Source organism: Pseudomonas sp. LB3P58, from assembly GCF_054897895.1.
In genome coordinates this window covers 4,309,276-4,333,715 of record NZ_JBUBVE010000001.1, presented here as the reverse complement: position 1 = coordinate 4,333,715, position 24,440 = coordinate 4,309,276, and the positions used below count along the sequence as shown (strand labels likewise).

The 24,440-nt window shown below is 59.1% G+C and carries 16 protein-coding genes; 9 read left to right on the top strand and 7 right to left on the bottom strand.

Translation table 11 applies throughout. The features are described from left to right. Positions 1-45: 45 nt before the first annotated feature. From ACYZTZ_RS20070 to mnmC, 4 genes are all read right to left on the bottom strand, one after another. Complete coding sequence (locus ACYZTZ_RS20070) at positions 46-1,236, bottom strand: osmoprotectant NAGGN system M42 family peptidase (protein ID WP_461999487.1); 1,191 nt, start codon at positions 1,234-1,236, stop codon at positions 46-48. A gap of 162 nt (positions 1,237-1,398) precedes the next feature. Then, positions 1,399-3,147, bottom strand: coding sequence for an N-acetylglutaminylglutamine synthetase (gene ngg, locus ACYZTZ_RS20065; protein ID WP_461999486.1), 1,749 nt, complete (start codon positions 3,145-3,147; stop codon positions 1,399-1,401). Positions 3,148-3,150: 3 nt separating this feature from the next. After that, positions 3,151-4,923 carry an N-acetylglutaminylglutamine amidotransferase gene (locus tag ACYZTZ_RS20060; protein WP_461999485.1) on the bottom strand — a complete coding sequence of 591 codons (1,773 nt, stop codon included), beginning with the start codon at positions 4,921-4,923 and terminating at the stop codon, positions 3,151-3,153. Between the two features lie 124 nt (positions 4,924-5,047). Beyond that, positions 5,048-7,030: a bifunctional tRNA (5-methylaminomethyl-2-thiouridine)(34)-methyltransferase MnmC2/FAD-dependent 5-carboxymethylaminomethyl-2-thiouridine(34) oxidoreductase MnmC1 gene (mnmC, locus tag ACYZTZ_RS20055; RefSeq protein WP_461999484.1), complete on the bottom strand. Its 1,983-nt coding sequence runs from the start codon at positions 7,028-7,030 to the stop codon at positions 5,048-5,050. Positions 7,031-7,190: 160 nt separating this feature from the next. Here mnmC and pap point away from each other — a divergent pair, with 160 nt between their 5' ends. Together pap and ACYZTZ_RS20045 are read left to right on the top strand one after the other, a co-directional pair. Further along, a complete protein-coding gene (gene pap, locus ACYZTZ_RS20050; protein WP_461999483.1) occupies positions 7,191-8,714 on the top strand; it encodes a polyphosphate:AMP phosphotransferase in 1,524 nt (507 codons plus the stop codon). A 101-nt stretch (positions 8,715-8,815) separates the two neighbouring features. Beyond that, positions 8,816-10,000 carry a thiolase family protein gene (locus ACYZTZ_RS20045; RefSeq protein WP_461999482.1) on the top strand — a complete coding sequence of 395 codons (1,185 nt, stop codon included), beginning with the start codon at positions 8,816-8,818 and terminating at the stop codon, positions 9,998-10,000. 122 nt (positions 10,001-10,122) lie between these two features. On the opposite strand, the gene ACYZTZ_RS20040 is transcribed toward ACYZTZ_RS20045, so the two are convergent. Continuing rightward, complete coding sequence (locus tag ACYZTZ_RS20040) at positions 10,123-10,317, bottom strand: DUF6316 family protein (protein ID WP_033055288.1); 195 nt, start codon at positions 10,315-10,317, stop codon at positions 10,123-10,125. A gap of 211 nt (positions 10,318-10,528) precedes the next feature. Between ACYZTZ_RS20040 and ACYZTZ_RS20035 the strand changes: the two genes are divergently transcribed. Further along, entirely contained in the window at positions 10,529-11,488 is a 960-nt protein-coding gene (locus ACYZTZ_RS20035; RefSeq protein WP_056742492.1) for a DMT family transporter, read from the top strand. A 104-nt stretch (positions 11,489-11,592) separates the two neighbouring features. On the opposite strand, the gene ACYZTZ_RS20030 is transcribed toward ACYZTZ_RS20035, so the two are convergent. Next, on the bottom strand, positions 11,593-12,987 hold the full coding sequence (locus tag ACYZTZ_RS20030) for a class II fumarate hydratase (RefSeq protein ID WP_033053219.1): 1,395 nt from the start codon (positions 12,985-12,987) through the stop codon (positions 11,593-11,595). Between the two features lie 191 nt (positions 12,988-13,178). Between ACYZTZ_RS20030 and ACYZTZ_RS20025 the strand changes: the two genes are divergently transcribed. The 5 genes from ACYZTZ_RS20025 to ACYZTZ_RS20005 all read left to right on the top strand — a co-directional run bounded on the left by ACYZTZ_RS20025 (position 13,179) and on the right by ACYZTZ_RS20005 (position 17,517). Next, positions 13,179-13,709 carry a DUF2059 domain-containing protein gene (locus ACYZTZ_RS20025; RefSeq protein WP_046049126.1) on the top strand — a complete coding sequence of 177 codons (531 nt, stop codon included), beginning with the start codon at positions 13,179-13,181 and terminating at the stop codon, positions 13,707-13,709. Between the two features lie 12 nt (positions 13,710-13,721). Beyond that, positions 13,722-14,021 (top strand): BolA family protein, encoded by a 300-nt coding sequence (locus ACYZTZ_RS20020; protein ID WP_008151216.1) that lies wholly within the window; start codon positions 13,722-13,724, stop codon positions 14,019-14,021. Between the two features lie 102 nt (positions 14,022-14,123). Next, positions 14,124-15,065: an oxygen-dependent tRNA uridine(34) hydroxylase TrhO gene (trhO, locus tag ACYZTZ_RS20015; protein WP_046049127.1), complete on the top strand. Its 942-nt coding sequence runs from the start codon at positions 14,124-14,126 to the stop codon at positions 15,063-15,065. Between the two features lie 39 nt (positions 15,066-15,104). Continuing rightward, the gene (locus ACYZTZ_RS20010) at positions 15,105-15,707 is read left to right on the top strand and encodes a DsbA family protein (protein ID WP_178082691.1); all 603 of its coding nucleotides are present in this window, start codon (positions 15,105-15,107) and stop codon (positions 15,705-15,707) included. Then, positions 15,700-17,517 carry an ABC transporter ATP-binding protein gene (locus tag ACYZTZ_RS20005; protein ID WP_461999481.1) on the top strand — a complete coding sequence of 606 codons (1,818 nt, stop codon included), beginning with the start codon at positions 15,700-15,702 and terminating at the stop codon, positions 17,515-17,517. Before ACYZTZ_RS20010 ends, ACYZTZ_RS20005 begins: the two co-directional genes overlap by 8 nt. Before the next feature lies 1 nt (position 17,518). Here the strand turns inward: ACYZTZ_RS20005 and ACYZTZ_RS20000 are convergent, their stop codons facing one another. Next, entirely contained in the window at positions 17,519-21,691 is a 4,173-nt protein-coding gene (locus ACYZTZ_RS20000) for a hypothetical protein (protein ID WP_461999480.1), read from the bottom strand. A gap of 219 nt (positions 21,692-21,910) precedes the next feature. Here ACYZTZ_RS20000 and ACYZTZ_RS19995 point away from each other — a divergent pair, with 219 nt between their 5' ends. Then, positions 21,911-24,370: an EAL domain-containing protein gene (locus ACYZTZ_RS19995; RefSeq protein ID WP_461999479.1), complete on the top strand. Its 2,460-nt coding sequence runs from the start codon at positions 21,911-21,913 to the stop codon at positions 24,368-24,370. Positions 24,371-24,440 lie beyond the last annotated feature (70 nt).

The window sequence follows — 24,440 nt, the reverse complement described above, 5'->3', positions numbered from 1 at the left end:
GCTCGCGATGGCAATCTTTCAATCACAGCCTATCTCAAGCCAGACTCAGCTGTCGGAGCGCTGCCCCACCAGACTATCCACCGACGGTACCCGCGTATCGCTTTCCATCTGCGTCTCATGTTCAATCTGATGACTGAACCGGTCCAGCGAACCCTTGGCCGGTTGTGCATCGCTGGCAAACACCGGCGGACTCAGAATGTAGGCGCCGAGCAACCGACTGAGGGCAGCGAGGCTGTCGATGTGGGTGCGTTCGTAGCCGTGAGTGGCGTCGCAGCCGAAGGCGAGCAGGGCGGTGCGAATGTCATGCCCGGCAGTGACCGCCGAATGGGCATCGCTGAAGTAGTAGCGGAACAGGTCGCGGCGCACCGGCAACTCGTTGTCACTGGCCAGGCGCAGCAGATGCCGCGACAGGTGATAGTCGTAAGGCCCGCCGGAGTCCTGCATCGCCACGCTCACCGCGTGTTCGCTGGAATGCTGACCCGGCGCGACCGGGGCAATGTCGATGCCGACGAATTCGCTGACGTCCCACGGTAACGCCGCCGCCGCGCCACTGCCGGTTTCCTCGGTGATGGTGAACAGCGGATGACAGTCGATCATCAGCTCTTCACCGCTGTCGACGATCGCTTTCAGCGCCGCCAGCAATGCGGCAACGCCGGCCTTGTCATCGAGATGTCGGGCGCTGATGTGGCCGCTTTCGGTGAACTCCGGCAAAGGGTCGAAGGCGACAAAGTCACCGACGCTGATCCCCAGCGAGTCGCAATCTGCACGCGTGGCGCAATAGGCGTCCAGGCGCAATTCGACGTGATCCCAACTGATCGGCATTTCATCCACGGCGGTATTGAACGCATGCCCGGAAGCCATCAGCGGCAGCACGCTGCCTCGAATCACGCCGTTGTCGGTAAACAGGCTGACCCGGCTGCCCTCGGCAAAACGGCTGGACCAGCAGCCGACAGGCGCCAGGGTCAGACGGCCGTTGTCCTTGATCGCGCGAACCGCCGCGCCGATGGTGTCGAGGTGAGCGGAGACCGCGCGGTCGGGACTGTTTTTCTTGCCCTTGAGGGTGGCGCGGATGGTGCCGCGGCGGGTCATCTCAAAGGGAATGCCCAGCTCTTCAAGCCGTTCGGCGACGTAACGCACGATGGTGTCGGTGAACCCGGTCGGGCTGGGAATGGCGAGCATTTCCAGCAGGACTTTTTGCAGGTAGTTCAGATCCGGTTCTGGAATTTTGCTGGTCATGGAAACTCCTGATGAGTTGAGGCCATCGATGGTTTCGATGAAGGGAAAGAATCGTTGTTGTCTGTCAGGGCCCCATCGCGAGCAGGCTCACTCCCACAGGGGAATGCGGTCAACTGTGGGAGCGAGCCTGCTCGCGATGGCGTCAGTTCAGGCGACGCACATCTATGAGGCCGCCGACTGACTGTGCGGAAACAATAAATCCACGAACCGCTCGGCCGTCGGCTGCGGTTCATGGTTGGCCAACCCGGCGCGCTCATTGGCTTCGATAAACACATACTCCGGTTGATCGGCGGCGGGCACCATCAGGTCGAGCCCGACCATCGGAATATCCAGCGCCCGAGCCGCCCGCACCGCCGCATCCACCAAGGTCGGATGCAGAATCGCAGTGACATCCTCAAGAATTCCGCCGGTATGAAGATTTGCCGTACGCCGTACGAACAGATGCTCACCAGCCGGCAGAATGCTGCTGTAGTCATAACCCGCCGCGTGCAAGGTGCGCTCGGTCTCATGGTCCAGCGGGATTTTGCTTTCACCGCTGGTCGCCGCCTGACGACGCCGGCTCTGGGCTTCAATCAGCGCACCAATGGAATGCTGACCGTCGCCCACCACTTCTGCCGGACGACGAATCGCTGCGGCGACCACCTCAAAACCGATCACCACAATCCGCAAATCGAGGCCTTCGTGGAAACTCTCCAGCAGCACTCGACTGTCGAACTGGCGGGCGGATTCGATAGCCTGCTGGACCTCTTCGATGGTCCGTAAATCCACCGCGACGCCCTGGCCCTGTTCGCCATCCAGCGGTTTGACCACCACCCGTTCGTGCTCGTCGAGAAACGCCAGGTTGTCATCGGCATTACCGGCCAGTTGCTGCGACGGCAGGTTCAAACCGGCGGCCTTGAGCACTTTGTGCGTCAGGCTTTTGTCCTGGCACAACGTCATGCTGATGGCGCTGGTCAGATCGCTGAGGGATTCACGGCAACGTACGCGGCGTCCGCCATGGATCAAGGTGAACAGGCCGGCATCGGCGTCATCGACTTGTACATCGATGCCGCGACGGTGAGCTTCCTCGACGATGATCCGTGCATAAGGATTGAACTCCGCTTCAGGACCCGGGCCCAGAAACAACGGTTGATTGATGCAGTTCTTGCGCTTGATCGCGAAGGTCGACAGGTTGCGAAACCCCAGCTTGGCGTAAAGACTTTTCGCCTGCAGGTTGTCGTGTAGCACGGACAGGTCCAGGTAACTCAGCCCACGGCTCATGAAGTGCTCGATCAAATGCCGCACCAGCACCTCACCGACACCCGGTCGCGAACATTGAGGATCGACCGCCAGACACCACAGGCTGCTGCCGTTCTCTGGGTCGTTGAACGCCTTGTGATGATTGAGGCCCATGACGCTGCCGATGATCGCGCCGCTGTCCTCGTCTTCGGCCAGCCAATACACCGGGCCGCCCTCATGGCGCGGGGTCAGCAGACTTGCGTCGATCGGCAGCATGCCGCGCAACTGATACAGCTGATTGATCGCCAACCAGTCCGCATCGCTCTGGGCCCTGCGGATGCGAAAGCCGCGAAACACCCGAGTCGACTGGCGGTAGTCGCTGAACCACAGGCGCAAAGTGTCGGACGGATCGAGGAATAGCTGGGCCGGCTCCAGCCCCAGCACTTGCTGAGGCGCAGCCACGTACAAGGCGATGTCGCGCTCACCGGTGTGCTCGTTGAGCAACTCTTGGGCCAGGCTCGCCGCATCGGGAAAGGTGTGGCCGATCAGTAACCGGCCCCAACCGCAATGCACGGCGATCGGTGCGGCGCCCAATTCACTGCCGTCTTCGGCTAGGCGTGCCTGCAAGCGTTCGTACGAGGGCGCCTGACCGCGCAACAAGCGTTGGCTGTAGGCCGTGGCGTGGGGTTTCATCGATCAGATTCCTTGTTCACTGAGCCACAGGTTCAGGGCCGCCAATTGCCACAGCTTGGAGCCGCGCAACGGGGTCAATTGACCTTGTGGATCGGTCAGCAGGCGATCGAGCATTTCTGGCTTGAACAGGCCGCGATCCTGGCTCGGATCGAGCAGCAGTTCACGCACCCAGTTCAGCGTATCGCCCTGCAAATGCTTCAGACCGGGGACCGGGAAGTAACCTTTTTTGCGATCGATCACTTCACTCGGAATCACCAGCCGCGCCGCTTCTTTCAAGACTTGCTTGCCGCCATCCGGCAGTTTGAATTTGCCCGGCACGCGGGCCGACAATTCCACCAGGCGATAGTCGAGAAACGGCGTACGCGCTTCCAGGCCCCAGGCCATGGTCATGTTGTCGACGCGTTTGACCGGGTCGTCCACCAGCATGATCGTGCTGTCCAGACGCAAGGCTTTGTCCACCGCTGCATCGGCGCCGGGCTGTGCGAAATGTTCCTTCACGAAGTCGCCAGCGGCGTCATTCGCTGTCAGCCATTTCGGCTGCACGGTGGCGGCGTAGTCGTCGTAGCTGCGGTCGAAAAACGCATCGCGATAGGCGGCGTACGGATCTTCGGCACCGTCGACTTGTGGATACCAGTGATAACCGGCGAACAACTCGTCGGCACCTTGGCCGCTCTGCACTACTTTGCAATGCTTGGCCACTTCCCGGGACAGCAGATAGAAGGCGATGCAGTCATGGCTGACCATCGGTTCGCTCATGGCGCGGAACGCTGCGGGCAGTTGCCCGATGATCTCTTTTTCGTCGATGCGCAATTGGTGATGCTGGGTGCCGTAATGCTTGGCGATCAGGTCCGAATACTGGAACTCGTCGCCGCGCTCGCCGCCGGCATCCTGGAAACCGATGGAGAAGGTCGACAGGTTTTCAACACCGACTTCACGCAAAAGACCGACCAGCAGGCTTGAATCGACACCGCCCGAAAGCAAAACACCGACGTCGACCGCTGCACGTTGACGGATCGCCACCGCGTCGCGGGTGCTGTCGAGTACACGGTCGCGCCAGTCTTCGAGTGTCAGATTCATCTCGTCGGCGTGTGGGCCGTAGGGCAGGGTCCACCAGGTTTTCTGCTCGGTGGTGCCGTCCGCTTCGATGCGCATCCAGGTGGCTGGTGGCAGTTTTTCGATGCCGGCCAGCAAGGTGCGCGGCGCCGGGACCACGGCATGGAAATTCAGATAATGATTGAGCGCCACCGGATCGAGGATCGGGTTGATGTCGCCGCCTTTGAGCAGCGCCGGCAACGCCGAGGCAAAGCGCAGGCGCTGGCCGGTGCGCGACAGGTACAGCGGCTTCACGCCGAGACGGTCGCGGGCGATGAACAGGCGTTGGGCGTCACGCTCCCAGATGGCGAAGGCGAACATGCCGTTGAGCTTGGGCAGCAAGGCTTCGCCCCAGGCGTGATAACCCTTGAGCAGCACTTCGGTGTCACCACCGGAATAGAACGCGTAACCAAGGCTTTCAAGCTCGGTGCGCAGTTCCGGGAAGTTGTAGATCGCGCCGTTGAAGGCCAGGGACAAGCCCAGTTGGTTGTCGACCATCGGCTGCGCCGAGCCGTCCGACAGGTCCATGATTTTCAGGCGACGATGGCCCAGGGCAATCGGCCCTTGGGCATGAAAGCCCCACGCGTCGGGGCCACGAGGGGCCAGGTGATGGGTGATTCGCTCAATGGCTGCAAGGTCTGCAGGTTGATGATCAAAACGTAACTCGCCAGCTAATCCGCACATAAATTCCTTACCGGTTTTTCCGTTGGGGAGGGTCAATCGATACCGCGCCAAAAACGGCGGGTACTCAGAAACTGACCCGGCTGAATCCCCGGAGTTTTAGACCGATAAGTTATAAGGCGCGCCGTCAGACTTTTCCGCGGATCAACTGGCGCACGGCAAAACGGTTGGGATGGCAGGCCTCGGCGACCGTTCTGGGCAGGGGCAGAGGCTCGTTTTCAATCCATGCCGCGAGCAATTCACCCGACAGTGGCGCGGTGATCAGGCCGCGAGAACCGTGGCCGCTGTTGACGTAAAAACCCTCAAGCCAGGGGCAGGGAATGTCCGGTACTTGCCGGGCGTCCTTGCTCAGTACGGCGTAGGCATCGGCGAAGGCTGCTGGTTCGGCCAACGGGCCAACGATCGGCAGGTAGTCCGGACTGGTGCAGCGGAACGCGGCGCGTCCTTCGAGCTGCTGCGGGTCCAGTGCCTGAGCCTGCAGTCGCATGGCCAGGTCGGGGGAGATTTCTTCGAGCAAGGCCAAGTTGCCGAGGTGTTCGGTGAGTGTCGGGGTCAGGTCATCGCTCTTGAAGTCGAAGCTGGCGCCGAGGGTGTGTTCGCCCAGTCGCGCCGGCGCCACATAGCCTTCGGCGCAGACGACGGTGGCCAGGCTCTGGCTTTCAGGGGTTTGCGCCAGTCGGGTGATCTGGCCACGAATGCGTTTGAGGGGCAGCTCGGCGCTTTGAGGGAAACGCTTGATCTCGGCGGCGCCGGCCAGGATCACCACGGGGGCACTGGCCAGCAAATCATCACCGTCCCAGGCCTGCCACTGATCATCAACCTTGCGCAGTTCCAGGACATCGCGATGGGGCAGCCACTGGATGTTCGCCGAAGACGCCTGCCAATGGCACAGCGCCGGCGGATGAACCCAGCCACCTTGCGGGAAGAATAATCCGCCGTGCTCCAGGGCGATGCCGGCCTGAATCTGGGCTTGCGGTTGATCGAGCAAGTGCACCAGGTCTGGCGAAAAGGCGGCGGCCAATTGCGCCTGACGCTCGGCTTCCTTGGCGTTGAAGGCCAGTTGCAAGACTCCGCAATCATCCCAGTCGGCGCCCCGTTGCAGATGTTCGAGCAAGCGACGGGTGTGACCGAAGCCACTGACAATCAACTGCGACAACGCAGTGCCGTGGGCCGACAGCTTGAGATACAAAACGCCCTGAGGATTGCCCGAGGCTTCCTGCGCCAGCGCATTGTGACGCTCCAGCAGACTCACTTGCCAACCCCGCGCCGCCAGGCTGGCGGCGCTGGCGCAACCGGCCAGTCCGGCGCCGATCACTATCGCGCGACGCTCGCCGTTCAGTGGCGTCGGCCGCGCAAACCACGGTTTAGCCACGGCGGGCGCAGGGACTTCTTCAGGCCAGCCGAGAAACACGCCCCGCAGGATTTCCCATTTGTGGCCAATGCCTGGCGTGCGCTTCATCTTGAAGCCCGCCGCATTCAGCAGACGACGCACCCAACCGGTGCTGGTGAAGGTGCTGATGGTCGAGCCGGGGGCCGCCAGGCGCGCCAGTTCGGCGAACAGCTCGGCGGTCCACATGTCAGGGTTTTTCGCCGGGGCAAAGCCGTCGAGAAACCAGGCATCGATCTGCGCGTCCAGTTGCGGCAATTGTTCCAGCGCATCACCGATCAGCAGGGTCAGGGTCACGCGGCCGTTGTCCAGCACCAGGCGCTGGAAGCCATGGTGGATCGCGACGTATTGCGCCAGCAGTTGATCGGCAAACGGTTTGAGCTCCGGCCACAAGGCCAAGGCACGCTGCAGATCGGGCAGGCTCAGCGGGTACTTTTCGACACTGACAAAATGCAGCCGCGCCCCGGCCACCGCGTGTTGTTCGAACAGCTGCCAGGCGCAAAGGAAATTCAGCCCGGTGCCGAAACCGGTCTCGCCAATCACCAGTCGACCGCCGGCCGGCAACGCGGCAAAGCGTTCACGCAAAGCGTTCTGTTCGAGGAATACGTAGCGGGTTTCGTCCAGCCCCGACAGATCGGAAAAATACACATCATCGAACACCCGCGAACGCGGGAGCCCTTGGTCGTCCCAGTCGAGCTGGGCGTGGGGCAATACAGGTTTCATGGCAGGCTCGGCAACGGCAAGGCGGCCATTCTAGCCGATCGCTGGAGCGGTGCTTGATCCATGGCAACGTCCGAGCCAGCTCGAACGGTGAAAATGGGATTTCTCCCACGCAGGAGAGGTCAATCCGCTAGTCTTGCTCAATCCTGGAAGGAGCCGTCCCATGTTCGAATCCGCCGAAATCGGTCACGCCATCGACAAAGAAACCTACGACGCCGAAGAACCTGCCCTGCGTGAAGCCTTGCTCGAAGCGCAGTTCGAACTTCATCAGCAAAGCCGTTTTCCGGTGATCATTCTGATCAATGGCATCGAAGGCGCCGGCAAGGGCGAGACGGTCAAGTTGCTGAACGAATGGATGGACCCACGCCTGATCGAGGTCCGCACATTCGATCAGCAGACCGACGAAGAGCTGGCGCGGCCGCCGGCCTGGCGCTATTGGCGGATGCTCCCGGCCAAGGGCCGCATGGGGATTTTCTTCGGCAACTGGTACAGCCAGATGCTGCAAGGCCGGGTTCATGGCTTGTTCAAGGACCCAGTGCTGGATCAGGCGATCAACCAGTCCGAGCGTTTTGAAAAAATGCTCTGCGATGAAGGCGCGCTGATCTTCAAGTTCTGGTTCCACCTCTCCAAGAAGCAAATGAAGGCGCGGCTCAAGGCACTGGCGGATGACCCGCTGCACAGCTGGCGCATCAGTCCACTGGATTGGCAACAATCGAAAACCTACGACAAATTCGTGAAGTACGGCGAACGCGTGTTGCGCCGTACCAGCCGCGACTACGCGCCTTGGCATGTAATCGAAGGGGTGGACGCTCATTACCGCAGCCTGGCGGTGGGCAAGATCCTGCTCGAAGGCCTGCAAAATGCCCTGAATCGACCCAAGGTTCATCCCGACAAGGTCAATGCCGCGCCGTTGCCCATCCATGTCGATCAGTTGAACCTGCTCGATAGCCTGGATTTGACCCTGAGCCTGGACAAGGACGATTACGAAGAACAACTGATTACCGAGCAGGCGCGATTCTCCGGCCTGATGCGCGACAAACGCATGCGTCGGCACGCCTTGGTGGCGGTGTTCGAGGGCAATGATGCAGCTGGCAAGGGCGGGGCGATCCGCCGGGTTGCGGCGGCCCTCGATCCGCGTCAGTACAGCATCGTGCCGATTGCCGCGCCCACCGAAGAAGAACGGGCGCAGCCTTATCTGTGGCGTTTCTGGCGGCACATCCCGGCCAAGGGCAAGTTCACGGTGTTCGATCGTTCGTGGTACGGGAGGGTGTTGGTGGAGCGCATCGAAGGCTTCTGCCCGCCGGCGGACTGGTTGCGGGCCTACAGTGAAATCAATGATTTTGAAGAGCTGATCGCCGAGGCCGGGGTGATCGTGGTCAAGTTCTGGCTGGCCATCGACAAGCAGACGCAACTGGAGCGCTTCCAGGCGCGGGAAGAAATTCCCTTCAAGCGTTTCAAGATCACCGAAGATGACTGGCGCAATCGTGACAAATGGGACGACTACCGTGCGGCGGTCGGTGACATGGTCGATCGCACCAGCACCGAGATATCGCCCTGGACGCTGGTGGAAGCCAATGACAAGCGCTGGGCGCGGGTCAAAGTCCTGCGCACCATCAATCTGGCGCTGGAAGAGGCGTTTGAAAAGTCCGACAAACACGACCGGAAAGTGAAACAGCACAAGAAGTGAGCGATGGTTACGCATACGCGGGGTGAATGATTGTCGCGGTCGGTAATGCAGTGGACTTATGCTCGGTCCACTCTCAACCGACAACAACAATGAGGTATGCCATGCGTGAAGTGGTGATCGTCGACAGCGTGCGGACCGGCCTGGCCAAATCCTTTCGCGGCAAGTTCAACCTGACCCGTCCGGACGACATGGCGGCCCATTGCGTCAATGCACTGCTGGCGCGCTCGGGCATCGACCCGGCCAGCGTCGAGGATTGCATCGTCGGTGCCGGTTCCAACGAAGGGGGCCAGGGCTTCAACATCGGCCGCAACATCGCGGTGCTGTCGCGCCTGGGCACCGGCACTGCCGGCATGACCCTCAACCGTTTTTGCTCGTCGGGCTTGCAGGCGATCGCCATCGCCGCCAACCAGATTGCCTCGGGTTGCAGCGACATCATCGTCGCCGGTGGCGTCGAGTCCATCAGCCTGACCATGAAAAGCATCAACACCGACAACCTGATCAACCCGCTGCTCAAAGAGCAGGTGCCGGGCATTTATTTCCCGATGGGCCAGACAGCCGAAATCGTCGCTCGTCGTTACGACGTCAGGCGCGAAGAACAGGATTTGTACGCGCTGCAAAGTCAGCAACGTACCGCTCAGGCTCAGGCCGATGGATTGTTTGACGATGAAATCGTGCCGATGGCGGTGAAGTATCGGGTTGAAGACAAGGCCACCGATCAGGTGCAGATCCTTGACGGCATCGTCGATCACGACGACTGCAATCGCCCCAACACCACCCTGGAAAGCCTGGCGGGATTGAAACCGGTGTTTGCCGAAGACGGCTCGGTGACGGCCGGCAACTCTTCGCAGCTGTCCGATGGCGCGTCGATGACGCTGGTGATGAGCCTGGAAAAAGCACTGCAACTGGGGTTGAAGCCCAAGGCGTTCTTCCGTGGTTTCACCGTGGCCGGTTGCGAGCCGGATGAAATGGGCATCGGCCCGGTATTCTCGGTGCCGAAGTTGCTCAAGGCCAAGGGGTTGCGGATTTCCGACATTGATCTGTGGGAGCTCAACGAAGCGTTCGCCTCGCAATGTTTGTATAGCCGTATTCGGTTGGAGATCGATAACGACAAGTACAACGTCAATGGCGGCTCGATTTCCATTGGCCATCCGTTCGGCATGACCGGTTCGCGTCAGGTCGGGCATCTCGTGCGTGAATTGCAGCGCCGCAATGTGCGTTACGGCATCGTCACCATGTGTGTGGGTGGCGGGATGGGGGCGACCGGGTTGTTTGAAGCGGTGCGTTAAGTCTGCAAGATTTGTGTTGTCTGGTTAACCGCTATCGCGAGCAGGCTCGCTCCCACAGGGATCTGGAGTGCGACATAGATCCAATGTGGGAGCGAGCCTGCTCGCGATGGCGGCGCCGCGGTCTATAAGCTCATACGCAAAAGCAGCATCCGCTCAATGTAAGCCTGTACCTCCCGCGCCAATTTCTCCGGATTTTCAAACGGCCCTTCCAGGGTGTTTTCCCGGGTGCTGAAATACAAATCCCCATTCACACGACACACCCGGTCGCAGCGAAAGTGCGTGGCGGGGGCATTGTCCTGGGCGCGTTTGCCGTACATGGCGATCTCCTGAGGAATGTTCCTGTTGGCGAATCCCATGAGCTTATGCATGAACCACTTGCAACGCCTGGCCAACCGATCGACGGCATAGCGCCAATTTAATGGTGCGACCTGCACAGTTTCATTCGCGGCCAACGCCCAACTGTCCCTGTGTGCCGAACGGCTCTAAGCCTAGAATGACCTTTCTCGCCACTTGGCTTCGGGGTTCGCAATGCACATTTCATCGGGTCGCTGGGTTTACGGTCTGTTCCTGGCCTTGGTGACCGCGCTGCTGTGGGGAATCCTGCCGATCAAACTCAAGCAAGTGCTGCTGGTGATGGACCCGGTGACGGTGACGTGGTTTCGCCTGATCGTATCCGGCGGGTGCCTGTTCATTTATCTGGCGGCGACCAAACGCCTGCCGAGCCGCAAGGTGCTCGGGCCGCGTGGTGGCTGGTTGGTGTTGATGGCGGTGCTCGGCCTGGTGGGCAACTACGTGCTGTACCTGATGGGCCTGAACCTGCTTAGCCCCGGCACCGCGCAACTGGTGGTGCAGATGGGCCCGATCATGTTGCTGATTGCCAGTCTGTTTGTGTTCAAGGAACGGTTCAGCGTGGGGCAGGGGATTGGCCTGCTGGTGCTGTTGATCGGTTTTGCCCTGTTTTTCAATCAGCGGCTGGCCGAGTTGTTGACCTCGCTGACCGAGTACACCACCGGCGTGCTGTTGGTGCTGTTGGCGTCCACGGTCTGGACGTTCTACGCCCTGGGCCAGAAGCAATTGCTCACGGTGTGGAATTCGCTGCAGGTGATGATGGTGATCTACCTGTTCTGCGCGATGTTGCTGACGCCGTGGGTGCATCCGCTGGAAGCGCTGCAACTGAGTCCGCTGCAAGGCTGGCTACTGCTGGCGTGCTGCATGAACACCCTGATCGCCTATGGCGCGTTTGCCGAGGCTCTGGCGCATTGGGAGGCATCGCGGGTCAGTGCGACGCTGGCGATTACGCCGTTGGTGACGTTCGCTGCGGTGGCAGTGGCTGCGTGGTTGTGGCCGGACTATGTGCATGCCGAGACGATCAATGGTCTGGGTTATGGCGGGGCAGTGCTGGTGGTGCTGGGGTCGGCGCTGGTGGCGTTGGGGCCGTCGTTGATTGCCGGGCTCAGGGCCCGGAAGGTGCGGATGGCAGCCAGTTAAACTGCGTCATCGTTCTTCGCGAGCAGGCTCGCTCCCACAGGAGCATGCGATTACCTGTGGGAGCGAGCCTGCTCGCGAAAGCTGAGTGTCAGGCGCTACAAAACTCAGCCCTTGGCACCGGCCTCCAGCATATTCTCCGGCCTTACCCACGCATCAAACTCTTCGTCCGTCAGATACCCGAGTTGCAACGCCGCCTCACGCAAGGTCAGCCCTTCTGCGTAAGCCTTTTTGGCGATCTCCGCCGATTTGTCATAACCAATGTGCGGATTCAGCGCCGTCACCAACATCAACCCACGCTCCAGATGTTCAGCCATTTTCTCTGCATCCGGTTCCAGACCGGCGATGCAATGCTGCTGGAAGTTGCTGCAGCCATCGCCCAGCAGACGGATCGATTGCAGCAGGTTGTGGATGATCACCGGTTTGAACACGTTCAGCTGCAGGTGCCCCTGACTTGCGGCAAACCCGATGGCGACGTCGTTGCCCAATACCTGACACGCCAGCATCGATAGCGCTTCGCACTGAGTTGGATTGACCTTGCCCGGCATGATCGAGCTGCCCGGTTCGTTGGCCGGCAGTTTGACTTCGGCGAAACCTGCTCGGGGCCCGGAGCCCAGCAGGCGCAGGTCGTTGGCGATTTTCATCAGGGTCACAGCGAGGGTTTTCAGCGCGCCGGACAGCGTGGTCAGCGGCTCATGACCCGCCAGGGCGGCGAATTTGTTGGGGGCGGTGACGAACGGCAGGCCGGAGAGGGCGGCCAGCTCGGCAGCGATGGCTTCGCCAAAACCGTGGGGCGAGTTCAGCCCGGTGCCGACCGCAGTGCCGCCCTGGGCCAGTTCACAGACGGCCGGCAGCGCGCTGCGGATCGCCCGTTCGGCGTAATCCAGTTGCGCGATGAACGCCGACAGTTCCTGACCGAAGGTAATCGGCGTCGCGTCCATCATGTGGGTACGACCGGTCTTGACCAGCTTCATGTGCCGCGCGGACAGCTCGGCCAATCCGCCCGACAGTTCGCTGATCGCCGGCAGCAGTTGCTGTTGCACGGCCTGGGCTGCCGCGATGTGCATGGCGGTCGGGAAACAGTCGTTGGAACTCTGGGAGCGGTTGACGTGATCGTTAGGGTGAACCGGCGACTTGCCGCCACGAGCATTACCCGCCAGTTCGTTGGCCCGACCGGCGATCACTTCGTTGACGTTCATGTTGCTCTGGGTGCCGCTGCCGGTCTGCCACACCACCAGCGGGAACTGGTCGTCGTGGCTGCCGTCGAGCACTTCGTCGGCGGCTTGTTCGATCAACCGGGCGATGTCGGCGGGCAGGTCACCGTTGCGGTCATTGACCCGCGCCGCGGCTTTCTTGATCAGCGCCAGGGCATGCAGCACCGCCAGCGGCATTTTTTCGTTGCCGATGGCGAAGTTAATCAGCGAGCGTTGCGTCTGAGCGCCCCAGTAGGCTTCATCCGGGACTTCCACCTGGCCAAGGCTGTCGGTTTCGATACGGCTCATCATGCACACTCCTGTAGGTCGATAGCGCAGTTTAGGCCGTGATCGCCGGCCGTGGTTCCATCAGTCTGTTTTTTGACCGTTTAACCCCTCTAAATCAGGCCAGACAAGGCTTGGGGTTGAGTGACACACTTTTTTAGGTGCAGAATGGTCGCCCTTGGGGTAATGACCTCGCCTGCTAGAAAGGAAACTCGATGACTCGTCTTCGTGCCATCTGTACCGCGGTTGCACTGGTTTGCGCCAGCGGCCCTGTTTTTGCCGATACCGCCAGCCACAACGCCAGTGCCGAAGCTTTCCTGACTCTGGCGCACGCTGACAAATTGGGCACTCCGGTGTACATGCAAGTGCAGCAAATGTTCGCTCAGCGCTTTGAACAGACCAAAGCCCCTGAATCGAAAAAAGCCTTGCTGGAAACCTACCAGGCCAAGGCTAACGCAGCTCTGGATGCAGCCATTGGCTGGAACAAGCTGAAGCCGGACATGGTCAAGCTCTACACCACCAACTTCAGCGAATCCGAGCTGAAAGACCTGGTCGCGTTCTACCAGTCGCCACTGGGCAAGAAAGTCCTGGAAAAAATGCCGCAGCTGACTCAGCAATCGGCCCAGATGACTCAAGCCAAGCTGGAAAGCGCCGTGCCTGTGGTCAACAAACTGCTGGCTGACATGACGGCCGAGCTGGAGCCTAAAGGCGCCGCCGCTCCAGCTCCAGCCAAGAAAAAGCCTTAAGCGGAGTTCGGTATGACCATGCAACAACGCATCGAATCGACGCTGGGCCTGTTGCAGCCGCAGCATCTGCAAGTGCTGGATGAAAGCCACATGCACAGCCGTGGGTTGCAGACCCACTTCAAGGCCGTGGTGGTCAGCCAGCAATTCGAAGGGCTCAACCGCGTCAAGCGTCACCAGAAAGTCTACGGCACGCTCGGCGAGCTGATGGGCGAGTTCCATGCGTTGGCGCTGCATACCTACACGCCAGAGGAATGGGCACAGATCGACGCGGCTCCGGCCTCGCCGACCTGTGCTGGCGGCAGCAAGCATTAAGCATCGGTTTTTTGCTAGAATCCGCAACGCGCCGCTCACCCGGCGCGTTTTTTTTCGCATCCGGTTCACCCCTTACGAGGGTAGCCACCTGGAGAATCACCCATGACACAACAGATTGTCGTGGCGGCACTGTATAAGTTCGTCACCCTGGAAGATTACGTCGCCCTGCGCGAGCCACTGCTGCAAGCGATGGTCGACAACGGCATCAAAGGCACGCTGCTGATCGCCGAAGAAGGCATCAACGGCACCGTGTCCGGCAGCCGCGAAGGCATTGACGGGCTGATGGCCTGGCTCAAGAACGACCCGCGCATGGACGACATCGACCACAAAGAGTCGTACTGCGACGACCAGCCGTTCTATCGCACCAAAGTCAAACTCAAGAAAGAAATTGTCACCCTCGGCGTCGAAGGCGTGGACCCGAACAAAAAGGTCGGCACCTACGTCGATCCAGAGAACTGGAACGCCTTGATCAGCGATCCGGAAGTGCTGTTGATCGACACCCGCAACGATTACGAAGTCTCGATCGGCACCTTCGAAGGCGCCATCGACCCGAAGACCACCAGTTTTCGCGAATTCCCCGACTACATCAAAGCCAATTTCGACCCGGCCGTGCACAAGAAAGTCGCGATGTTCTGCACCGGCGGCATTCGTTGTGAAAAGGCGTCGAGCTACATGCTCAGCCAAGGCTTCGACGAGGTCTATCACCTCAAGGGCGGCATTCTGAAGTACCTCGAAGAGGTGCCGCAGGAAGAAACCAAATGGCAGGGCGACTGCTTCGTGTTCGATAACCGTGTGACCGTGCGCCACGACCTCAGCGAAGGCGACTACGATCAATGTCATGCCTGTCGTACACCGATCAGCGCCTCCGACCGCGCATCCGAGCACTACGTGGCCGGCATCAGTTGCCCGCATTGCTGGGATAAACTGAGCGAGAAAACCCGTCGCAGTGCCATCGACCGGCAAAAGCAGATCGAACTGGCCAAGGCTCGTAACCTGCCTCATCCGATCGGCTACAACTACAAGCAAACTCCTTCCGAGGCTTGAACCATGTCTGTGCAACGCCTGCTCTATGTGATGGACCCGATGTGTTCCTGGTGCTGGGGCTTCGCGCCAGTGGCCAACGCGCTGGTCGAGCAGGCGCAAGCAGCGGGGGTGGACGTGCACCTGGTGGTGGGCGGTTTGCGTACCGGCAGCGGCTCCGCGCTGGAGCCGACCACCCGGCGCTACATCCTTGAGCATTGGCAGGCGGTCAACGAGGCGACTGGCCAACCGTTCAAGCTGGAAGGCGCGTTGCCCGACGGGTTTGTCTACGACACCGAACCTGCCTGTCGGGCGCTGGTGACTGCACGCAGCCTGGCGCCGGATTGCGCGTGGAAACTGCTCGGGCTGATTCAGCACGCGTTTTACGCCGAAGGTCGCGACGTCACTCATGCCAGTGTTCTGGTGGAGCTGGCGGAGCAGGCCGGCCTGCCGCGCATCGAGTTCGCCGCTGCGTTCGACCGTGCCGATCAGCACGCCGCGACGGCGGCCGATTTCACCTGGGTCCAGGACCTGGGCATTGCCGGTTTCCCTACCTTACTGGCTGAGCGTGATGGTCAATTGGCGCTGTTGACCAATGGCTATCAGCCGCTCAGCGTATTGTCTCCGTTGCTCGGCCGTTGGCTGGAGCGCGCTGCCTGTGCATGATCTGCCCGACGACGCCCCAACCGCTACACGTGTCGACCGTCTGAGCTGGGCAGAAATCCGTCGCCTGGCGCTGCATCACAAAAAATCCCTGTGGATCGCCAACGGCGTGGCGGTGTTGGCAACCCTGTGTAGTGTGCCAATTCCCTTGCTCCTGCCGTTGCTGGTGGACGAAGTGCTACTGGGCCACGGTGACGCCGCGCTGAAAATCATGAACCACGCGTTGCCCGACGACTGGCAAAAAGCGGCGGGCTACATCGGCCTGATGCTGCTGGTGACCTTGTTGCTACGCTGTGGTGCCTTGTTCTTCAACGTAGTTCAGGCAAAGTTGTTTGCGGCACTGGCCAAAGACATCGTGTATCGCATTCGCACACGGCTGATCGAACGGCTCAAGCGTATTTCCCTGGGCGAATACGAAAGCCTGGGCAGCGGCACGGTCACCACGCATCTGGTCACCGACCTGGACACCGTGGACAAATTCGTCGGCGAAACCCTCAGTCGTTTCCTTGTGGCCATGCTGACCCTGGTCGGCACCGCCTCCATCCTGATGTGGATGCACTGGAAGCTGGCGTTGCTGATCCTGCTGTTCAACCCACTGGTGATCTACGCCACGGTACTGCTGGGCAAACGGGTCAAGCACCTGAAGAAACTCGAGAACGACAGCACCTCGCGCTTTACCCAGGCGCTGACCGAAACCCTCGACTCCATTCAGGAAGTGCGTGCCGGCAACCGTCAGGGATTTTTCCTAGGGCGCCTGGGTCAGCGCGCCCGGGAAGTGCGCGATTACGCGGTGAACTCGCAGTGGAAAACCGATGCCTCGAACCGTGCCAGTGGCTTGTTGTTCCAGTTCGGCATCGATATTTTCCGTGCGGCGGCGATGCTCACCGTGCTGTTTTCCGACCTGTCCATTGGCCAGATGCTCGCGGTGTTCAGCTACCTGTGGTTCATGATCGGTCCGGTGGAACAGCTGCTGAATCTGCAGTACGCCTATTACGCGGCCGGCGGCGCGCTGTCGCGGATCAACGAGTTGCTGGCCCGGGCCGATGAGCCTGAGTACCCGGGCGGTGTCGATCCGTTCAACGGTCGCGAAACCGTGGGTATCGAAGTCCAGGGATTGAGTTTCGGTTACGGCGACGAGCTTGTGTTGAACCAGATGAACCTGTCGATCGCCCCCGGTGAAAAGGTCGCGATTGTCGGCGCCAGCGGTGGCGGCAAAAGTACCTTGGTGCAGTTGCTGCTGGGCCTGTACACGCCGCTTGCCGGAACGATTCGCTTCGGCGGCTCGACCCAGCAAGAGATCGGCCTGGAAACCGTGCGGGAAAATGTCGCCGTGGTCCTGCAACATCCGGCGCTGTTCAACGACACCGTGCGCGCCAACCTGACGATGGGTCGTGAGCGCAGCGACGAAGCCTGCTGGCAAGCGCTGGAAATCGCGCAATTGCACGCCACGATTCGAGAGTTGCCCAATGGCCTGGACAGCATCGTCGGACGTTCAGGTGTGCGCTTGTCCGGCGGCCAGCGCCAACGCCTGGCGATTGCGCGGATGGTGCTGGCCGACCCTAAAGTGGTGATCCTTGATGAGGCCACTTCAGCGCTGGATGCCGCCACCGAATACAACCTGCACCAGGCGCTGGCGCGGTTCCTGAGCCACCGCACCACGCTGATCATTGCGCACCGGTTGTCCGCGGTGAAGCAGGCCGACCGGGTGCTGGTGTTCGATGGCGGGCAAATTGCCGAGGATGGCGACCATCAGCAATTGATTGCCGATGGGGGGTTGTATGCCAAGCTTTATGGGCATTTGCAGCAACATTAGATCAGTGCCACAGGACGTTCAGCGCATTTTCACCGCCGTCGAAACCGAATTCCTTGATAACAACCGAACAGGATTCGCAGGGTGACATGGTGGTGGCGACGTTAACCGTTTCGATCGATTCGGGATTGGGGTATTTTTCGCGAATCACGCTGATCAACTTGCTTTCGCTGTCCAGTGACGTGGGCTTGAGAGTCAGTGTCGGGCGATAGCTTTCAATATCTTTTATTGTCGCTGGCACAGCGAGTAATTTGCCTTCATCAGACACACGGAGTGATGTGCTGGGAAAAACTTCGTTCATATCAACATTGAAGTAGGTCGTTTCACCCACCTTGACCTGATCTGCGCCAAGATTTTGTTTGAACAAAGGCAGATGTCCGGTCGCCCCCTGCGCTCCCGAAACACTTACATAAACCTCCCGCTTCCCGGTGGTGGTGACTACTTCTGCATAGGCGATGTTTCTAGCATTGAACGGGCGCTGGTGACGAGGGATAAGGCTGTGAAGCTTTTTCATCGTGCTGTTGATCCTCAATGCGCTGTCGGCATTGTTCAGCACGATGCTCGGCCCAAGGAATAATGTATTGAAAACTGCCATTGTTCTTTGACGGAAGGCTTCTGATGCGACCTTGCTGCGCGACCAGCTTGTCGCACCTTTCGGCAGCTGGGTGACAATCATTCGGGTCGAGTGATCGAACAGCACCGCTTCGCCTGGACTGGTATCGACCTTGAGTAGCTTGAGGGTATCGGGCGGGTTCACGTGGCCGCCAATCGGAATGGCAATTTCTTCCATTGTTTTCAACGCACGTTCCACCGCTTCCGTACCGTGAATCCTTGCCATATTGTTGGCATTCAACGATCCGGTGTACACAGTCAGCAATTCTGCTTTGAGATCTTCCGGCAATGTGGAAGCTTTCTTGAAATTCAGCGTGTCTCTTATGCTTTGACCTTGTGCCAGTTCGGCGACGTAAAAATATCCGGCATCCAGTCGGGTGAACACATAGTGCTTCGAATCGTCTATCGCCGGGACGATGATGGCGCCGGCCTCGAAGGTGTCAAATTGATTCTGGTTCCCGTAGGGAATACTCACCTTGATCCTCCCATAAATCCCTTTTTGGAATTCCATCGTAGCCAGGAGCCGGTTTTTGTTCTTCAGGGTTTTACGCAACATCGCCCGATCCGCAGTGGCCGGCGTATAGATACTGTCTCCGAACCACGGCGCCCAGCCTTTGTTTTTGTCGAAACTGCCAATGTTCGGCGTCGGTGCCGGATCACGGGTGACGAATGTGGTCGTGCATACATCGGCACCCGGGCTGCGTCGTACCCGGCAAGGCAAGGATTTGAACATCGCCTGATCATCAATCAAGTCGGCACGGCGCAGTTGGTTGCCGTCCAGACGATAGGGAATGTCATCAACGAACAGTGTGGTTCGACCATCGACCTCAAGTACTTCCCGGATATGGGCGTATTCCGGGAGTTCTACCAGGACGTGGGATTCGGTAGGCGGTAACGTTTTGAAGGTTGACCGGCCCTGTATGAGGTTGTCGCTGTGATTGTGCAGGCGGGGGCCATAGGGCAAGGACGTCACCGGGTCGACGGGGTGGAATCGGGTCAGGTCCGACGGGCTGGTATTGCGCACAAGTACATCATCGACACCGTTGATCGTTGCCAGTCGATCATTGTTTGTCAGTGGCCTCCAGCGCCCCGGATCGGTTGTCTGGGGCAGGTTGTGCACCAGTCGGTAGCTGTCGGCGTGTCCTGCCAGTTTTTTGAACCCTCTGACACCAATGCGGCCCGCGGTGTGCAGTCCTTTCCACGCACCGCTTCCTATTGACTTGAATAGTGACGGTACTCCGTCCACCGGATTGAGGTTGCTCAGCGAAGCGGTCAGCAGTTTTCGGGTCAACGTTGAAAAGGAAGGCAGACTTGCTTTGGCGGTCATGCGCGAGGCTGTGGCCCCGGCCCTGATCAACCGCACCGAACCCGACATGAATTTCCCGATAGGGGTGATGAATGAAGCCAGGTCCAACAGGAGTCCAGCCACGCCTATGAGTATCCGGTCAGTTTTGCCCGACAAAAGGTCCTCAATACTGCCCCAGAAGGGCACAAACCCTTTGGCCAACTCTACGAACGTATCCCGCCGTTGTTCGTTTCTAGCCCTGATGGTGTCGAATGCCGTCATGCCGCGGGCCTGGGTATGCAACTGCCGTTCATCTACGTACAGAAAATTCATTGCAATGTAGTGGGCCACTGCATTCAAACGGGAGGATACCCGCGCCATTTCTTCGCTATGGCTATCGGCCGCGCTTGGCGATACAGCCGCCGGCACGTCACCTACCACGCCGAGGATCGCTATGCAGATCCTGTCAGCAGGCTGTGTGCCATCTAAGTGTGCTGACCAATCGAGAAGCAGAGAAGTGCTGATTTCAGCCGTATAGGTTTGTCCGGGAATTGAGGCATGCAAGGGAAACGTGGTGCGAACCCCGTTAACTGTTGAAAACCTCAAGTGGGGGCGGCAACGAATAACGCCAGCACTGGGGATCAGTTCGTAATAGGTGATTTCATGATTGTGTGTCACCTGCAGAACGAAACCTTTTCTTGGCCGGATGTCTCCCCTTAGTTGGATGAGTGTTTTTTCCAGGTGCAGGCTCAGCAAGCGGACGTCACCCCGTTCAAGGGCCTGGCGGTCGGCCAGTGGCAGCGAGGTCAGTAGACTGGCGATCAGGGTCTGGTAGGCCGTCCTGATTTTCGAGAGGTAGTTTGTGAAGTCTGTTTCAAACTGCGTGTTGATATCAGGCAGCGTCTTGCCCCCGTATGTGCTAATCACACGCCTTTCGATCCCCTTATGATCCTTGAGAAATTCCTCATGATGCAGGGTTCGCTTGTCGTCGATATTGATCCAGTGATTGTTTCGTGTTTTCCCATCGGATTGGGTTACAAACCATTTGCTTCCGTCATCCAATTGGCCGTCGGCATAGACATCGAGGAAAGCATTGCCTGGCAGTTTCAATGAGGGCATATCTCTGAACCCCAAGCTGCTCGGTGGCTCATCACGCAGCAACTTGCGCCCGTCCGATTCGAACATGGCATCGCCAAACAGATCATCCTTTACCCGTTTGGCCATCTTCAGTCTTTCAGGGGGCGGCAAATCGACTGTCATGACGGCGTTGTTCAGGCTCTTGCTGTGGCTTTCCAGAGCCGCCATCGCCCGCGTCATATCGTCCTCGTCGTAATCGGATTCTGTTCGCGATTGAACGATGCCACTGCAGACCGCCCATTCCAGCGCTGGATCCATCCTCAGTCGCGCAATCTTCTCAAGTTGTTCGGACGAGGCGTCGGCGCTCCGGGTCAGGGGCAGGTCGACGAGTTGTTGAAAGGACAGCGGTTGCAATCGATCAAGGCCGAGTTCATCTGCCAGCAGCACGCCGTGCATGAAGTTCACCCACACCACCGAGCTTTTGTAAGGAAGGTCGGACGGGATATCGCGCACAGCGAAGTCCTTTGACAGACGGGTCTCGAACACCCGCGCGAGAAGGGCCGCCTGTTTTGCATAAGTGACCCGATTGGTGCGCAGCAAGTGCTGTTCAAAATCGCTGCGCAGGGTCTGGTAGCTTTTGCCCCAGTGAGCCGGGTCTTGCCAGCGGAATCCGGCGACTTCCTGCGGCTCATCGGCTGACGGGGCGTGCAAGTAAAGGCATATGGCTTTGCAAACCAGTTGATGGCGCACGGACGCCGAAGTTTGTTCGCCAGGGCCTGCGCCATACCACTTGAGCGTCCTGAGCAGCCTGTCGCCCAGCTCTTTTGCTTCGACCGTGTTCAGCATTCGCTGGAGGAATACAGAGGGCGTCGCGCGCAGTTGATCCATGGAGGCGGAAGCCAGTACAGAGGCGCCGAGATGACCGATTAACGAACGTTTACCGTTCAGGAAAGTCCTCACGATGTCGGTGATTTGAGCATCGATGCGTTTTGACTTGTAAGTGTCGATGGTCATGGGTTGCGCGAGGTTGGTTTCCGCGCGCTGAATAGTCTTGAACCGTCTTCGATCCTGGGCAGTGGGGCGCAGGCCCAAGACTTCGATATCCGGGCCGTCGTCGAGTCCCAGAGCCTGTCTGGCGCGGAATTCTTCGTCCGCCGGTGACAGGGGGCGTTGATCAGGTGAAGGTAAAGACGTCTCTGTCATGTTGCACTCCTTTGAAAGGGTTCCCGCAACGAATAGGGGGAGCCCGAAGTGCCCAGTAAACAGATCTGCAAACCGGCTTTGGCGGTATATATCTATAGGGAGCGCACGTGTACGGCATTGAGCCCGATCCTCTGCTTGCCGGAACCGGGAACGCACCCTAGTCTAGCTGTAGCGATCACGTCGGGATGCTGATCTGGCAGTGCTAAAACAAGGGACTTCATGAATCAAGCGCGGACTCTCGGAACGCCACGGTTGTTGGGCATTGTCTGGCCATTTATTGCCGTCGTGTTATTTCAAGCCTTGCTGGGCGGTGTCAGCCTGTATGTTCTGTCGGCGGTTCGCGGCTACGTTGCCGGTGAAAGCCTGTGGTCAAAAGGCCAAAAAGACGCCATCTATTACCTCAATCTCTACGCCGACAGCCGCGACGAGACGATTTTCCTCAAATACCAGAACGCCATTGCCGTACCTCAGGGTGGCCACGAGTTGCGTGTGGCGCTGGATCATCGGCCGCCGAATATCGAAGCCGCGCGCGTGGCGATCCTGAAGGGCGGCAACCACCCGGATGACATCAATAGTGTGATCTGGCTGTACCTGAATTTCCGGCACTTCACTTACCACAAGAAAGCCATCGACCTCTGGACGGTGGGCGATGCATATCTGGTGCAACTCGATGACGTCGCGAAGGAAATGCATCAGTACATCACCGCCAATCAGGCCTCCGAGGCCGACATCAAGCGCTGGAAAGACCAGATATTCGTCATCAACGAAAGTGTGACACCGGCAGCGAAGGCCTTCAGCGATGCCTTGGGCGAAGGCTCGCGGATGATCCTGCGGGTGTTGCTGGTGACCAACCTCGCCACCGCCCTGGGCTTGATTGCATTAGCACTGATGCGTACTCACAAACTGCTCAAGCACCGCAATGCGTTCGCCGAGGCCCTGCAGTTGGAGAAGGACCGAGCGCAGATCACCCTGCAATCGATTGGCGATGGCGTGATCACCACGAATGTCGACGGCGCGATCGCCTATATGAATCCGGCCGCCGAGGCACTGACCCACTGGAAGGCCGAGCAGGCGACGGGTTTGCCGCTGGCGGCGCTGTTCAATCTGCTGGACGAGAACGCTCAGGCCGATGGCTTCACGTTGATCGAGCACATTTTGAGCGGACAGCTGAGCGGTGGCAGCGAACACTCAAAACTGATCCAGCGCCTGGATGGCAGCACGGTTTCGGTCACCCTGGTCGGTGCGCCGATCCGCAACGCCGGCAAGGTCAGCGGCACCGTGCTGGTGCTTCACGACATGACCCAGGAGCGACAGTACATTGCCAATCTGTCCTGGCAGGCGACCCATGACGCCTTGACCGGGCTCGCCAACCGTCGCGAGTTCGAATATCGCCTGGAGCAGGCGCTTCACATCCTGGCGCGGCAGTCGGGGCGCCATGCCCTGATGTTCCTCGATCTGGATCAGTTCAAACTGGTCAACGATACCTGCGGCCACGCGGCGGGTGACGAGTTGCTGCGGCATATCTGCGCTCTGTTGCAATCCGGTTTGCGCGAAGGCGATACCCTGGCCCGCCTGGGTGGCGACGAGTTTGGCATCCTGCTGGAGAACTGCGCCCCGGAAGCCGCAGAAAAAATCGCCGAGGGCCTGCGTCAGACCGTGCAGAACCTGCACTTCGTCTGGAAAGGCCGACCGTTCGTGACCACTGTGAGTATCGGGCTGGTTCACATCGCTCAGAATCCGACCACCCTCGAAGCTTCGCTGCGCGCTGCCGACATGGCCTGCTACATGGCCAAGGAGAAGGGCCGCAATCGGGTTCAGGTCTATCACGCCGACGATTCGGAACTGTCCCTGCGCTTCGGCGAGATGGCTTGGGTGCAGCGCTTGCACATGGCGCTGGAAGAAGACCGCTTCTGTCTGTACGCACAGGAAATCGCGCCCCTTGGTCATATCGAGAAGGGCGGTGGACATATCGAAATTCTGTTGCGCCTGCATGACGAAGCCGGACGCATGATTTTGCCCGACAGTTTTATTCCGGCGGCTGAGCGTTATGGTCTGATGACGTCCCTTGACCGCTGGGTAGTGCAGAACGTTTTCAAGATCATTGCCCAATGCATTGCCGAACAGCGCAAAGGACCATTGGCCATGTGTGCGATTAATCTGTCAGGCACAACTATCGGAGATGAGGCGTTTCTGCACTTCCTGCGTGAACAGTTTGTTACTTACTCCATACCGCCTGAAATGATTTGTTTTGAAATCACTGAAACCAGTGCTATTTCCAATCTCGGAAGTGCAATCAGATTTATTAATGAACTCAAAGGTTTAGGTTGCCACTTTTCACTGGATGACTTTTGCGCCGGAATGTCCTCATTCGCCTACTTGAAACATTTACCTGTAGACTTCTTGAAGATCGACGGGAGTTTCGTAAAGGATATGCTGGACGACCCGATTAACCGCGCCATGGTCGAAGTGATCAATCACATCGGTCATGTTATGGGTAAGCGTACGATTGCCGAGTTTGTTGAAACACCCCAGATCGAGCAGGCATTGCTGGAGATCGGGGTGGATTACGCTCAAGGGTATGTTATTGAACGCCCGCATTTGTTTACCTGCGACAGTTTACAAAGTCGTCCAGCCAGGCCACAGCCTTTGTTATTCAAGGCGCCTGGCACGTTCCGTTGAAATCTCTTGCTGATCCTTATAATCACAATCAAAAGGAGCTCGACAGTGATCGACACATTCAACCGAACCG

What these genes read in the sequence shown, in the direction of transcription:
- ACYZTZ_RS20035 (WP_056742492.1), top strand. Translation starts at nt 10,529, where the DNA reads ATGCACATTTCATCGGGTCGCTGGGTTTACGGTCTGTTCCTGGCCTTG.
- ACYZTZ_RS20040 (WP_033055288.1), bottom strand. Translation starts at nt 10,317, where the DNA reads ATGTACGGCAAACGCGCCCAGGACAATGCCCCCGCCACGCACTTTCGC.
- ACYZTZ_RS20025 (WP_046049126.1), top strand. Translation starts at nt 13,179, where the DNA reads ATGACTCGTCTTCGTGCCATCTGTACCGCGGTTGCACTGGTTTGCGCC.
- ACYZTZ_RS20020 (WP_008151216.1), top strand. Translation starts at nt 13,722, where the DNA reads ATGACCATGCAACAACGCATCGAATCGACGCTGGGCCTGTTGCAGCCG.
- ACYZTZ_RS20000 (WP_461999480.1), bottom strand. Translation starts at nt 21,691, where the DNA reads ATGACAGAGACGTCTTTACCTTCACCTGATCAACGCCCCCTGTCACCG.
- ACYZTZ_RS20010 (WP_178082691.1), top strand. Translation starts at nt 15,105, where the DNA reads ATGTGTTCCTGGTGCTGGGGCTTCGCGCCAGTGGCCAACGCGCTGGTC.
- trhO (WP_046049127.1), top strand. Translation starts at nt 14,124, where the DNA reads ATGACACAACAGATTGTCGTGGCGGCACTGTATAAGTTCGTCACCCTG.
- ACYZTZ_RS20070 (WP_461999487.1), bottom strand. Translation starts at nt 1,236, where the DNA reads ATGACCAGCAAAATTCCAGAACCGGATCTGAACTACCTGCAAAAAGTC.
- ACYZTZ_RS19995 (WP_461999479.1), top strand. Translation starts at nt 21,911, where the DNA reads ATGAATCAAGCGCGGACTCTCGGAACGCCACGGTTGTTGGGCATTGTC.
- ACYZTZ_RS20045 (WP_461999482.1), top strand. Translation starts at nt 8,816, where the DNA reads ATGCGTGAAGTGGTGATCGTCGACAGCGTGCGGACCGGCCTGGCCAAA.
- ngg (WP_461999486.1), bottom strand. Translation starts at nt 3,147, where the DNA reads ATGAAACCCCACGCCACGGCCTACAGCCAACGCTTGTTGCGCGGTCAG.
- pap (WP_461999483.1), top strand. Translation starts at nt 7,191, where the DNA reads ATGTTCGAATCCGCCGAAATCGGTCACGCCATCGACAAAGAAACCTAC.
- ACYZTZ_RS20060 (WP_461999485.1), bottom strand. Translation starts at nt 4,923, where the DNA reads ATGTGCGGATTAGCTGGCGAGTTACGTTTTGATCATCAACCTGCAGAC.
- ACYZTZ_RS20030 (WP_033053219.1), bottom strand. Translation starts at nt 12,987, where the DNA reads ATGAGCCGTATCGAAACCGACAGCCTTGGCCAGGTGGAAGTCCCGGAT.
- mnmC (WP_461999484.1), bottom strand. Translation starts at nt 7,030, where the DNA reads ATGAAACCTGTATTGCCCCACGCCCAGCTCGACTGGGACGACCAAGGG.